This is a genomic window from Stenotrophomonas maltophilia, from assembly GCF_025642255.1.
GTDB classification, from domain to species: Bacteria; Pseudomonadota; Gammaproteobacteria; order Xanthomonadales; family Xanthomonadaceae; genus Stenotrophomonas; species Stenotrophomonas maltophilia_P.
This window is the reverse complement of record NZ_CP106759.1, coordinates 494,909-507,650: the sequence shown is the minus strand read 5'-3', so window position 1 is coordinate 507,650 and position 12,742 is coordinate 494,909. Positions and strand designations below refer to the sequence as shown.

General features: G+C 67.3%; 10 protein-coding genes. 4 read left to right on the top strand and 6 right to left on the bottom strand.

Translation table 11 applies throughout. The features are described from left to right. Nucleotides 1–61: 61 nt before the first annotated feature. The 3 genes from N8888_RS02330 to N8888_RS02320 form a co-directional block, all read right to left on the bottom strand. On the bottom strand, nucleotides 62–298 hold the full coding sequence (locus N8888_RS02330) for an HP1242/YdcH family protein (protein WP_053516987.1): 237 nt from the start codon (nucleotides 296–298) through the stop codon (nucleotides 62–64). A 324-nt stretch (nucleotides 299–622) separates the two neighbouring features. After that, nucleotides 623–1,507, bottom strand: a complete 885-nt coding sequence (locus N8888_RS02325) for an OmpA family protein (protein ID WP_053516988.1) — start codon at nucleotides 1,505–1,507, stop codon at nucleotides 623–625. Further along, nucleotides 1,504–1,869: a DUF4398 domain-containing protein gene (locus N8888_RS02320; RefSeq protein WP_053516990.1), complete on the bottom strand. Its 366-nt coding sequence runs from the start codon at nucleotides 1,867–1,869 to the stop codon at nucleotides 1,504–1,506. Before N8888_RS02320 ends, N8888_RS02325 begins: the two co-directional genes overlap by 4 nt. 121 nt (nucleotides 1,870–1,990) lie before the next feature. On the opposite strand from N8888_RS02320, the gene N8888_RS02315 reads away from it, so the two are divergent. From N8888_RS02315 to N8888_RS02305, 3 genes are all read left to right on the top strand, one after another. Beyond that, entirely contained in the window at nucleotides 1,991–3,118 is a 1,128-nt protein-coding gene (locus N8888_RS02315) for a PilT/PilU family type 4a pilus ATPase (RefSeq protein ID WP_053516991.1), read from the top strand. A gap of 131 nt (nucleotides 3,119–3,249) precedes the next feature. Beyond that, nucleotides 3,250–4,533, top strand: coding sequence for a putative DNA modification/repair radical SAM protein (locus N8888_RS02310; RefSeq protein ID WP_065182510.1), 1,284 nt, complete (start codon nucleotides 3,250–3,252; stop codon nucleotides 4,531–4,533). Further along, the gene (locus N8888_RS02305) at nucleotides 4,514–6,010 is read left to right on the top strand and encodes a UdgX family uracil-DNA binding protein (protein ID WP_164152888.1); all 1,497 of its coding nucleotides are present in this window, start codon (nucleotides 4,514–4,516) and stop codon (nucleotides 6,008–6,010) included. Before N8888_RS02310 ends, N8888_RS02305 begins: the two co-directional genes overlap by 20 nt. Nucleotides 6,011–6,042: 32 nt before the next feature. Here the strand turns inward: N8888_RS02305 and maiA are convergent, their stop codons facing one another. Together maiA and N8888_RS02295 are read right to left on the bottom strand one after the other, a co-directional pair. After that, nucleotides 6,043–6,711 carry a maleylacetoacetate isomerase gene (maiA, locus tag N8888_RS02300; RefSeq protein WP_164152887.1) on the bottom strand — a complete coding sequence of 223 codons (669 nt, stop codon included), beginning with the start codon at nucleotides 6,709–6,711 and terminating at the stop codon, nucleotides 6,043–6,045. A gap of 14 nt (nucleotides 6,712–6,725) precedes the next feature. Beyond that, nucleotides 6,726–7,715 carry a fumarylacetoacetate hydrolase family protein gene (locus N8888_RS02295; protein ID WP_111186697.1) on the bottom strand — a complete coding sequence of 330 codons (990 nt, stop codon included), beginning with the start codon at nucleotides 7,713–7,715 and terminating at the stop codon, nucleotides 6,726–6,728. An 878-nt stretch (nucleotides 7,716–8,593) separates the two neighbouring features. Here N8888_RS02295 and N8888_RS02290 point away from each other — a divergent pair. Further along, complete coding sequence (locus tag N8888_RS02290; protein WP_065175363.1) at nucleotides 8,594–10,006, top strand: DEAD/DEAH box helicase; 1,413 nt, start codon at nucleotides 8,594–8,596, stop codon at nucleotides 10,004–10,006. Nucleotides 10,007–10,119: 113 nt separating this feature from the next. On the opposite strand, the gene N8888_RS02285 is transcribed toward N8888_RS02290, so the two are convergent. Beyond that, nucleotides 10,120–12,714, bottom strand: coding sequence for a M14 family zinc carboxypeptidase (locus tag N8888_RS02285; RefSeq protein ID WP_263177230.1), 2,595 nt, complete (start codon nucleotides 12,712–12,714; stop codon nucleotides 10,120–10,122). Nucleotides 12,715–12,742: the final 28 nt, after the last annotated feature.

Below are 12,742 nucleotides of genomic sequence, written 5' to 3'. Positions count from 1 at the left end.
GCGAGCGCCTGGCCGGGCCTTCTGTGGCCGGGTCACGCCGCTCCGGGCGCGACGAGGTGCGTCACAGCGTGGCGGACGTCGTTGGGAGCGGTGTTTCGTACATTCGCAGAAGTCGTTGCTTGGCCAGCAGCTTCTCACGCTTCATGCGACCCAGGGTGACATCATCGATCGGGAGTACACCCAACTCCGCGTCCATGCACTTCTTGTTCAACTTGCGGTGCTGGTCATGGAGTGCCCTGAACTCCGGATCACGCGCGCGACGTGCGTCGATCTCGCTCTGGGGCTGATCTTCAAACATGATGGACCTCCTTCGACAGATACGCGAACGCCCCGGCCGCAAGGCACGGGGCGTTGTTCATGGAGGAGCGCCGTTCGATGGCTGCATGGGTGCGCACAACGACCTGCGGCACTGGCCTGCGCACGTCGGTCTGCTGCGGTTCGCGCCCTGCTTGCATCGGCCCGGCCCTCCCATCGTCCGGTCCGCGGCATTGCGTCCCGGACGATTGACCCTACGCCTGCTCCGGGCGGGGTACAAGACCCCTGCGACAAAAAGACCGAACCCCGCCGGGGCGGGGTTCAGGCTGAATGCTCAACGCAACGAAAAACAAACAATATCAATCAATTACGGGGCGATGATGACCTCGGCCGAGCGCGCCCGGGTCGACGCCGCCTTCTTGCCGCTGATCTGGATGCGGTTGCTGGCGACACCGCCCGCCACCAGTGCATCACGCAGGGCCTCGGCGCGCTTCTGCCCGACGCCGTTGGCGCTGTCGTAGGCCTCGATGCGCAGCCGGCCCTTCTTGCCGATGTTCAGGTACTCGGCCAACGCCTTGGCCTGGTTGCGCGCCCCGGCGGACAGACTGGAGCCGCCCGCTCCGAAAGCATCACCGGCGAAGGTGAAGACCTCGCCGCGTCCGTCGAACTTCGAGCCCGGCAGCTTCTGCCCGGACACCAGCTCGGCCTCCTCGCGGGCCAGTTTCGCCGCATTCTGCTGGGCCGCGCTCAATCGCTGCTGCTGCTTGCCGGCCACGCTGGTCAGGGCGTTCTCGGCGTCCTGCCGCGCCAGCGTCTCGGCCTCGGCAGCCTGACGCAGGCGTTCAGCTTCCTCGGCCTGCATCTGCGCCTGCATGCGCAGCTGTTCGGCCTCCTGGCGGGCGCGGGCGGCATCGCGGCGGCTCGCCTCGATCAGCAGGTCACTGCGGGTCCGCTCGAGCCGATCGACCTCACGGGCGGCCAGGGCCGCGCGTACGGCGGTCTCGGCGATCTCGACCCGGCGCTGGGCCAGGTAGGTCGCCAACTCCTGGTCGCGGCGCTTGGCCTTGTCCAGGGTGGCAATGGCCTGCTGGGCCTGCATGCGCTCGAAGGCGCCCAGTTCGGCGGTGTCCGGATTGGCCTGGATGGCCATCAGGCGCTGGCTCAGCTGGGCCACCACGGGGTTGTCGGCCGCCAGGGCAAGGGTCGGCAGAGCCAGCAGTACGGCCAGGGTTGCGGCGTTCACGGGTTTCACCGGCGGTCCTCCCCGGTCGAGAGCTGGCGCTGCAGCTGGTTGACCTCGTTGCGGCGCAGCTGCAGCTGCGCGGTGGCAGTGGCCTCCTCGCTGCGGGCGCGGGCCAGGTCGGCATCGGCCGCCGCGCGCAGGGCCATGGCCGGGGCGTTCTTGCGTTCGCGGCGATCGCCAGCGGCGCGCTGCGCCTGCTCCAGGCCCTGCCGGGCCAGATCGATCAGGTCCGGGGCGTACTGGTCGGCATCGGCCTGGGTGGCCTTGTCCACCGCCTGCCGGGCCTGGGCCAGTTCCAGCGCACCGTCCTGCGCCCAGGCGGGGGCAGACAGTGCGAATGCAAACGCCATCACATACAGGCCGTGGCGCATTCGTGCGAAGCTAGGTCGTTTCATTGGGGAGGCCGTACCGGTTGTCGGTTCACGGCCATTGTCGTCAAGCCAGCGCCGTGCTTGCAACGGGCGCCGGCAGTTTCGTTGGGGAAAATTCGCGATGGATATCGGCTACTTCCTGAAGCTGATGACCGAAAAGAACGCCTCGGACATGTTCCTGACCACCGGAGCACCGGTCTACATCAAGATCGAGGGGAAGCTTTACCCGCTGGGCAACACCGGCCTGCCGCCCGGCATGGTCAAGAAGATCGCCTATTCGCTGATGGACGAGGGCCAGGTGCCGCAGTTCGAGCGCGAGCTGGAGCTCAACATGGCCATCGCCCTGGCCGATGCCGGCCGTTTCCGGGTGAACGTGTTCAAGCAGCGGGGCGAGGTCGGCATGGTCATCCGCGCCATCCGCAGCCGGATCCCGAGCATCGAGGAGCTGAACCTGCCGCAGGTGCTGAAGGACGTCATCATGACCCCGCGCGGGCTGGTGCTGGTGGTGGGGTCCACCGGTTCCGGCAAATCGACCTCGCTGGCGTCGATGATCGACCATCGCAACAGCACCACGACCGGACACATCCTCACCATCGAGGATCCGATCGAGTACCTGCACAAGCACAAGATGTCCATCGTCAACCAGCGTGAAGTGGGGCTGGACACCCATGCCTTCCACAATGCGCTGAAGAACGCGATGCGCGAGGCACCGGACGTCATCCTGATCGGCGAGATCCTGGATGCCGAGACGATGGAAGCGGCCATCGCCTTCGCCGAGACCGGCCATCTGTGCCTGGCCACGCTGCATTCCAACAATGCCGACCAGACCATCGAGCGGATCCTCAACTTCTTCCCGGAAAGCGCGCACAAGAACGTGCTGATGAACCTGGCGCTGAACCTGCGTGCGGTGATCAGCCAGCGCCTGGTGAAGAACAAGGACGGCCGCCGTCTTCCAGCCACCGAGGTGCTGATCAACACCCCGATGATCCGCGACCTGCTGCGACGCGGCCAGGTGCACGAGATCAAGGCCGCGATGGAAGCCTCGCTGGAAGAAGGCATGGAGAGCTTCGACCAATGCCTGTTCCGGCTCGCCAAGTCTGGCGTGATCGAGCAGGAGGAAGCCTTGCGCGCTGCCGATTCGCGCGACGGCCTGGCGCTGAAGTTCCGCCTCTCCGAAGGCAGCAGCGGCGAGCACGACCCGTACGCCGACTATTCAGCAGGCCAGCCGAGCATCACCCACGGCTTCTGATCCACCCCCGCCGGGCCATGCCCGGCGGGGGTGCCAGTGCATCGGTAGCGCCGGGCCATGCCCGGCGGCAGATCCTGAAGAGTTCAGGGGCTGTCTCACCCAATGAGACAGCCCCTGCGTAGCGTGCCGCCATGGACACCCTCCGCAAGCTGGCCATTCTTGCCGACGCCGCCAAATACGACGCCTCCTGTGCTTCCAGCGGGTCCGGCAAGCGCGACTCCCGGACCAGCGGTGGCATCGGCAGCACCGAGGGCATGGGCATCTGCCACAGCTACACGCCGGACGGCCGCTGCGTGTCCCTGTTGAAGATCCTGCTCACCAACTTCTGCGTCTACGACTGTGCGTACTGCATCAACCGCGTCTCCAGCAACGTGCCACGCGCGCGTTTCAGTGTGGATGAGGTGGTCGCGCTGACCCTGGATTTCTACAAGCGCAACTACATCGAGGGCCTGTTCCTTTCCAGCGGAATCATCCGCAATGCGGATTACACGATGGAGCGCCTGGTGGAAGTCGCCCGCCGGCTGCGCGAGGAACATCGCTTCGCCGGCTACATCCACCTCAAGACCATTCCCGAAGCATCGCCGGAACTGCTGGCAGCGGCCGGCCGGCACGCCGACCGTCTCTCGATCAATGTCGAACTGCCCACCGAGGCCGGATTGACGAAACTGGCTCCGGAGAAGACCGTCGGCTCGATCCGCGGCGCCATGGGCGAGCTGCGCTGGCGCATCGAGGAGGCCAAGGAGGCCGGCAAGGCATCGCGCGCGATCACCGCGGGCGCGCCGCGCCGGACGCGAGCGAAAGCCCCGCGCTTCGCACCGGCGGGGCAGAGCACCCAGATGATCGTCGGTGCCGATGGCGCCAGCGACAGGCAGATCCTCTGCAGTGCCGACAATCTGTACGGAAGTTACCGGATGCGCCGCGTCTACTACTCGGCCTTCAGCCCCATTCCCGACGCCAGTCTGCAGTTGCCGGTACAGCCGCCGCCTCTGCAGCGCGAGCATCGGCTGTACCAGGCGGACTGGCTGCTGCGCTTCTATGGCTACGGCGTGGAAGAGATCACCGACACCGCGCAGGGGGGCATGCTGGATCTGGACATCGATCCGAAGATGGCCTGGGCGATCCGCCATCCCGAGCGCTTCCCGGTCGACCTCAATCGTGCGCCGAAGGAACTGCTGCTGCGGGTTCCCGGGCTCGGCGTACGCAATGTGAAACGCGTGTTGATGGCGCGCCGCCATGGCCGGCTGCGGGTGGCGGACATTGCGAGGCTGAAGGCACCGATGGGCAAGCTGCTGCCGTTCGTGCTGCTGGCTGACCACCAGCCACGCAAGGCGCTGGAGGATCCTGTGGCATTGCGTGCGCGTTTGGCGCCGCCGCCCCGCCAGGGATCGCTGTTCGATGCACCGCCGGCGGCCTGACGCCCAGCGCTGGTCGCTGCGGGTCGATCCCCCGTGGTCGCTCGATGCCTGGCGGGGTGCAGCGCGCGAAGCGCTGCTGCGCGGACTGTCGCCCGAGCAGCTGGACTGGTTGGAAAGCAGCGCCGGGTCGTTGCTGGATGCTCCTGCAGCGACCCAGGCCCCGCTTCTGGAAACGCCCTCCGTGCCACATGTGCCGAGTGCGTTCCTTGAGCTGGCCTCCACCTGCCTGTGCCATGCCGATGCGCAGCCGATGCCACTGCTGTACCGGCTGCTGTGGCGGATCGTGCACGGCGAGCGCGCGCTGCTCTCCAATCCAACCGACGCCGATGTGCTGCGCGCGATGACGATGGCGCAGGCGGTCCGCCGCGACACGCACAAGATGAAGGCGTTCGTGCGCTTCCGCGAGATCCCCGGCGAGCAGGATGCCTTCATCGCATGGTTCGAGCCGCAGCATCGGATCGTCGACCGGGTCGCGGCGTTCTTCGCACGCCGCTTCGCTGGCATGCGCTGGGCCATCCTCACCCCCTACCGGAGCGTGCACTGGGATGGCCAGGCGCTGTCCTTCGGCGCTGGCGGGCACCGCGAGCAGGCGCCGGCGGAGGACGCACGCGAGACGCTCTGGCAGACCTACTACGCAAGCATCTTCAATCCCGCACGCCTCAACACGCGGATGATGCAGCAGGAGATGCCTGCCCGGTACTGGCGGCACCTGCCCGAGGCGCAGCTGCTGCCCGGGCTGATCCGCGATGCTGGCGACCGCGTGCAGGCCATGCACGATCGCCCGGCGCAGCCACCCCAGCGGCGGATTCCATCGCGGCAGGCGACATCCCCGGTCCCCTCACCCTCCAGTGATCTGGCTACCCTGCAGCGCCAGGCAGCGGGCTGCCGGCAGTGCCCCCTGTGGGAGTCCACCACGCAGGTGGTGTTCGGTGAAGGGCCTGGCGATGCACGGGTGATGCTGGTCGGCGAACAGCCGGGCGACACCGAGGACCTGTGCGGACGCCCCTTCGCGGGACCTGCCGGCGCGCTGCTGGACCGTGCCCTCTCCGAGCTGGGTATCGCCCGCTCCACGCTGTACCTGACCAACGCAGTGAAGCATTTCCACCACGAGAGGCGCGGCAAGGTGCGCCTGCACAAACGTCCGCAGGGCCGCCATGTGCAGGCCTGCCGTCCGTGGCTGCTCGGCGAGATCGAGCGGGTGCGGCCGGAGATCATCGTGTGCCTGGGCGCAACGGCGGCGTCGGCGGTGTTCGGCAGCCATTTCAGCCTGACGCGTGATCGCGCCCGTTGGCACACCCTGCCGGATGGCACCCGTGGCTCTGCCACGGTGCATCCCGCATGGGTGTTGCGGCAGGCCGACGAGGTCCGTCGAGAAGACGCCTACCGGCTGTTCCGCGATGACCTGCGGCAGTTGCTCATCGGGGATGCGGAATCCACAGGGCGTCGCCCCGCGCTGCCACCAACCAGCGAGGGGTAGCGCCGGACCATGCCCGGCGATCGCAGCGGCAATCAGGCCGCGTCGACCTGGTTTTCGGGGCGCGCACGCTCGAATGCGTCCAGCGCCTGGCAGGCGGCTTCGATGCGGCGCAGGGTCGGATACGGCGACAGATCCAGACCAAAGCGATGTGCGTTGTACACCTGTGGCAGCAGACAGATGTCGGCCAGGCCGGGCCGGTCGCCATGGCAGAAGGTGCCGGTGTCGCTGCTCCCGGCCAGCAGGGTTTCCAGGGCCGCAAAGCCTTCGGCGATCCACTGCAGCGTCCACTGGGTGCGGACCTCGGCGGACAGGTGCAGGCCGCGTTCCAGATGCTGCATCACCCGCAGGTTGTTCAGCGGATGGATGTCGCAGGCGACCAGCTGCGCCAGCGCACGCACGCGGGCGCGGCCGGCCGCATCGGCCGGCAGCAGCGGCGTCTGCGGAAAACGTTCGTCCAGATACTCCAGGATCGCCAGCGACTGGGTCAGCACCTGCCCATCGTGCAGCAGGGTCGGCACCCGCTCCTGCGGATTGAGGGCGCGATAGGCTTCGCCGTGCTGTTCACCACCGTCACGCAGCAGATGAACCGGTCGCGCCTCCCAGCGCAGGCCCTTCAGCTCCAGGCCGATGCGCACGCGGTAGGCGGCGCTGGATCGCCAGTAGGTGTACAGCACGATGCCGTCGTCGACCGGGATTTCCATCGCCGCCTCCATCCTCAGGGCCTGGCCGCCTGCTCGATGCGCTGCTCGATCGCACCGAAGATGCTGTTGCCGGCGGCGTCGAACATTTCAATCCGCACCACGTCGCCGAACGACATGAATGGTGTGCTCGGCTTGCCGTCGCGCAGGGTTTCCACGGTGCGCTGCTCGGCAAAGCACGAAGCGCCCTTGCTGGTGTCCTCGTTGGCGATGGTGCCCGATCCCACGATGGTGCCGGCGCCCAGCGGACGGGTCCTGGCCGCATGCGCCACCAGCTGGGCGAAGTTGAACTGCATGTCCACGCCTGCCTCTGGCGCACCGAACCACGCACCATTGATGTGGGTGACCAGCGGCAGGTGCACCTTGTTGTCCTGCCAGGCGTCACCCAGTTCGTCAGGGGTGACGAACACCGGCGACAGTGCCGAGCGCGGCTTGGACTGCAGGAAGCCGAAGCCCTTGGCCAGCTCGCCCGGAATCAGGTTGCGCAGCGAAACGTCGTTGACCAGACCCACCAGCTGGATGTGGCCGGCGGCCTGCTCCGGAGTGACCGCCATCGGCACGTCGTCGGTGATGACCACCAGTTCGGCTTCCAGATCGATGCCGTACTCCTCGCTGACCACCTTCACCGCGTCGCGGGGGCCGTAGAAACCGGCACTGGTGGCCTGGTACATCAGCGGGTCGGTGTAGAAGCTTTCCGGAACCTCGGCGCCGCGGGCGCGGCGGACGCGCTCGACGTGCGGCAGGTAGGCGCTGCCATCGACGAATTCATAGGCGCGCGGCAGGGGCGCCGCCAGCGTCTGCGGGTCCAGGTCGAACACGCCATCGGCGTCACCGGCGTTCAGTGATTCGTAGAGCGCGTTCAGGCGCGGCGCGACGCGGCTCCAGTCCTCCAGGGCCTGCTGCAGGGTGGCGGCGATGCCGGTGGCACGGACGCCGTGGCGCAGATCACGCGAGACGACGATCAGGGTGCCGTCGCGGCCGCCTTCCTTCAAAGAACCAAGCTTCATGGGTGGGTGTCCGGAGTCATGGGCAAACAAGTTTCAAGTGTAATCAAATATGGGGCGGCGCCAAGCTGCAGCGCCGCATCGCTCCACCCTACCGTAGCGGGGGTCAGGCAGGGCTGCGCCCTGCACCTGCTTCAAGCCAGGGCAACGTCAATGGCAACAGCCGGCTCTGGGTTGTCTGCGGATTTGGCGGGGCGGTGTGGGCGGGCAGGACACGCCGTAAACCCATCCCTGGGGGCTCGATGGCGCCATCCATGGCGCCAACGGTCCTGCCCGCCCACACCGCCCCACCTTTGACAGTTTCCCGGTGACGGTCGGTAGATCCACGCCAGGCGTGGATGAAATCTTCCGGATATCGAAATCCAAACGGGGGTCAGATCCGTTCCGCCAGTTCGCAGGAAACTGTCGAAGGCGGGGTGGGTCCGGTTGCGGGAGTGTCCGCGGCATGGATGCCGCGGCCAAGCCCCCAGGGACGGGTTTACGGCGTCTCCCGCAACCGGACCCACCCCGCCTACCTTCAGGAAGCCCGCTTTTGACGTTGACGTTGACGTGGCTTCGGCCTCTGCGGGTGCAGGGCGCAGCCCTGCAGAGAGAACCCTTACCTGAACAGGCCTTTTTGCGTGAAGTCTCAAACATCGTTTAGACTTGCGGAGTCTGCAGCGGCCGTCCGTTTCCCTCCGGGATCGCCGGCGACCAGGGTCCGCCCTCTTCGCCCGCCCCCACTCCGACGCCGTTCGTCACGCATTCCAGCCTGCGCTTCGTGCCGGCTGCACCCAATTCTCGCAGCGCGGTTCACGGGAACGCTCCGAGTCAGCCGATCAGTTTGATCTGCCCCCGTCTGTCCATTCGGACAGGCGTTTCTTGTACTTGGAGCACACTCGATGTCTTTTGAATCGCTGGGCCTGGCGCCCTTCCTGCTGCGTGCGCTGGCCGAGCAGGGCTACGAAAACCCGACCCCGATCCAGCAGCAGGCGATCCCGCTGGCGCTGGCCGGTCGCGACCTGCTGGCCGGCGCACAGACCGGCACCGGCAAGACCGCAGCCTTCGGCCTGCCGCTGCTGCAGCATCTGGGCACCGCGCCGCAGGAAGTGCGTGGCGGTGGCCCGCGCAAGCCGCGCGCGCTGATCCTGGCCCCGACCCGCGAGCTGGCCACCCAGGTGCATGACAGCCTGCGCGGCTACAGCAAGTATCTGCGCATCCCCAGCGCCTGCATCTACGGCGGCGTCGGCATGGGCAACCAGCTGGACATCCTGCGCCGTGGCGTGGACCTGCTGGTGGCCTGCCCGGGCCGCCTGATCGATCACCTGGAGCGTCGCAGCATCGACCTGTCCGGCATCGAACTGCTGGTGCTGGACGAAGCCGACCGCATGCTGGACATGGGCTTCCTGCCGTCGATCAAGCGCATCCTGGCCAAGCTGCCCAAGCAGAACCGTCAGACCCTGCTGTTCTCGGCCACGTTCGAGGACAACATCCGCCAGCTGGCGCTGGAGTTCATGCGCAACCCGGAACAGATCCAGGTGACGCCGAAGAACACCGTGGCCGAGACCATCACCCATCGCGTGCATCCGGTCGACGCCGGCCGCAAGCGCGACCTGCTGCTGCACCTGCTGGCACAGGACAGCCGTGAGCAGACCCTGGTGTTCGCGCGGACCAAGCACGGCAGCGACAAGCTGGCCGCGTTCCTGGAGAAGTCGGGCATCAAGACCGCGGCGATCCATGGCAACAAGAGCCAGGGCCAGCGCCTGCGTGCGCTGGGTGACTTCAAGGCCGGTCGCGTGACCGTGCTGGTGGCCACCGACATCGCGGCACGCGGCATCGACATCAACGAGCTGCCGAAGGTGATCAACTTCGACCTGCCGATGGTCGCCGAGGATTACGTGCACCGCATCGGCCGCACCGGCCGCAACGGCTCCACCGGCCAGGCGATCTCGCTGGTGGCGCAGGACGAGGTCAAGCTGCTGCGCGCAATCGTGCGCCTGCTCGGACGCGACATGGACATCCGCGATGTGCCGGGCTTCGAGCTGCAGGTGCCGATCCGCTGGGGCAACAGTGCACCGGGCAAGGCCGAGCACGACACCGGCGAGCGCGCCCCGCGCAAGAGCCACGCGCGACGTCCGCACGGCGATGCGCCGCGCCATGCCCACGCCGGCCCGAAGAAGGCCGGTGGTGGCCGTCGTGAGGGCGGTGGCAACGGCCAGCAGCGTGCCGGCGCTGGTCAGGGCCAGCGTCGTGGCGGAGGCGGCAACGGCGGTGGTCGTGGCCGCGGCCAGGGCGGCGGCGGTCGCGCCGGCTGATCCTGACTGACAGGAATGAGGGCGTCCCACTGCGCGGGAGGCCTTACATCGGGGACGGCGCTGGCGCGCCGTCCCTTTTTGTTGCCCGCGCATCAATCAAGGCGCCAGACGCCTCATCCGCGTGCTTTCGCCGGATTCGCCAGATTCCCGAAGAAGATCGCATTGATCAGCAGTCGATCCGTGCCATGCCAGTACTTGCGGTGTGCCGGATCATCGGCGAACAGCAGCACGTTGCCCTTTCCCTGGGCCGACACCAGCAGCCACGCACTGCCTGCCACCCGCGCACGATTGCGCTCGGACAGGTAACCGTTGACCCGGGGTGACGCGTCGATGCGCACCACCGTCGAGAACGGATTCGCACTCGGCTGCAGCGTCACGCTGTTTTCCTTGTTCACCGCCAGCTGCCGGCCCGGCACGCCGAACGCCAGGGGATGGCTGGTATCGACATCGGCGCTGAGGATGTTGCCGCTCACCCGCTCGATCGCAGCGATGTCGCGCTGGTCACCGAAGGCGCGACGGGATTCGTCGCCGGCCTCTTCGTCCTTGCCGGTCTTCTCGCCATCGGCGAGCTTCTGTTCGATCGCCCACTTCGACGCGCTGCCATAGGTCACCAGCGAGCCGCCGGCCTGCACCCAGCGCTTCAGTACGGCCACCGCGGTCGCATCGACACTGCTGTAGGTGCCACCGGACAACACGAGCGTGGTATAGCGATCCAGCGGAACCTTGCCCAGCTGCTGCGGATCCAGCTTGCTGGCCGGCAGGTGCAGGTGCTGGTCCAGCAGGAACCAGGCCGATCCGATCTCGGTGGCCGCCACGCCTTCGCCCATCACCAGTGCCACGGCCGGCTTGCGCAGTGCCTTCACGCCATCGCTGCCGAGATCGATGCCCTCGCGGCTGCGGCCACTCGACAACGCATGCACCTGTACGCCTGAAGCACGTGCCGCCGCGGCCACCGCGTCGAGCAGGGCCGCTCCCTGCAGTGGCTGGCCGGCAACGGGAATGACGATGCTGCCGGCCGCGAAATCCACGTCGCCCTGTGCGGTTCCGGCGGTGAACGGCTGGAATGCAGCGCGCGCGGCCAATCCCCTGCCCTGCAGCTCGGCCAACGCACGGCTGGCGTTGTAGTCACGCCAGTCGATGGCATAGGCGAACCCCGCCTGGCCGCCGACGACCGCGCCCTGCAGCGGCGGCAGCTCGCTCACCTGTGCACCGCCGTCGATGCGGCTGCGGCTGCCGGCGAAGGCCACGCCGTAGGCCGGCGCGATGGCGTAGCTGGTGCTGCCATAGAACACGTCGCCCTTGATCGGCGGCGTCTCGGCGAAGATCGAGTGCACCAGGCGGAACTGCGCCTGCTGCACGGGCACCACGTAGGCACTGCCTGCCTGGAAGCGCTTTCCCTCGACGGTGACATCCCGGTCCAGCGCGCGTACCTCGATCCGGTGCAGCAGCAGCAGTTCAAGCAGGCGCCGGGTCAACGCCGGATCATGCGCGTCGCCGAACACGAAGCTCTTCTGCGGCTGCTGCGCGGCCTGCTTCAATGCGCTCTGGAAGAAGGTCTTCTGCAGGTCGAACAGGCCACTGCGCTCGGCCACCGCACCGCGCACCGTGCCCAGGCCGGTGGCGACCTGGTTGCGAATGGTGAACGGGAAGGTCAGCAGCCCGTTCACCGACTCCTGCACCCGTCCCCGCGAACTGGCCTGCTCGACGGTGACACCGACCGCGCCATGGAAGTCCGGATAGGTCGAGCCATACACCGGCGAGAAGTTGTCGAAGTTCTCCCCCGTGTAGTACAGCGACCCCAGTGCGTCCAGCGCCTGTGCGTGGTACGTGGCCAGCGTCCTGTTGAACTCGTAGGAGGCGGCCGGGATCAACGGGCTGTGCATGCTCTTCGGCGAAGGCTCGAAGTAGTACGTGCTGTCCTTGCCCATCTCGTGGAAGTCGATCTGCACGTTCGGGTACCACTGGTGGAAGGCGGCCACCTTTGGCCGCGAATCCTGCTGGGTCAGCGCCAGCCAGTCGCGGTTGAGATCGGTGAAGTAATGGTTGGTACGGCCCTGCGGGAACGGCTCGACATGCTCCTTGTCAGCCGGATCGGCCGAGGCCGGGTCCGATGCCCAGGCGTTGTGCCAGTTGGCGGCACGGTCGCGTCCGTCCGGATTCTGCGCCGGGTCGAACAGCACCACCGCCTGCTGCAGCCATTGCTGGGTTTCACTGCTGCGATTGGCCACCAGGTAATAGGCGGTGAGCATCGCCGCTTCGCCGCTGGAGGTTTCATTGCCGTGCACACTGTAGCCCAGCCAGACCACCACCGGGCTGTCACCGGCTGCGCTGCGCGGTTGTGCCGGATCGACCAGGGTCGCGTGCTGCTGGCGGATCTGTTCCAACCGCGCCTGGTTGCTGGCCGCGGTGATGGTGGCAATCAGCAGGGGGCGGCCTTCATAGCTGCGTCCAATGTGCTGGACGCGGATCCTGTCCGAATGCCTGGCCAGTTCCTCGAAATAGGCGACCAACTGGTCGTGGCGGGTGTAGCGGCTGCCGATCGGATAGCCGAGGAACTGCTCCGGCGTGGGAATGGCGCTGTCGAACGCGCCGGCCTCGCTGGCCTGCGGGAAGAAATAGGCGCTCTGCGCCTGCGCCGACAACGCGGGGAACACTGCGCTGGCAACGGCGAACAGCAACGGAAGAACGGCACGGCGGTGGAAGGACACGGTGACTCCCCGGAAACAGGACGGCAGA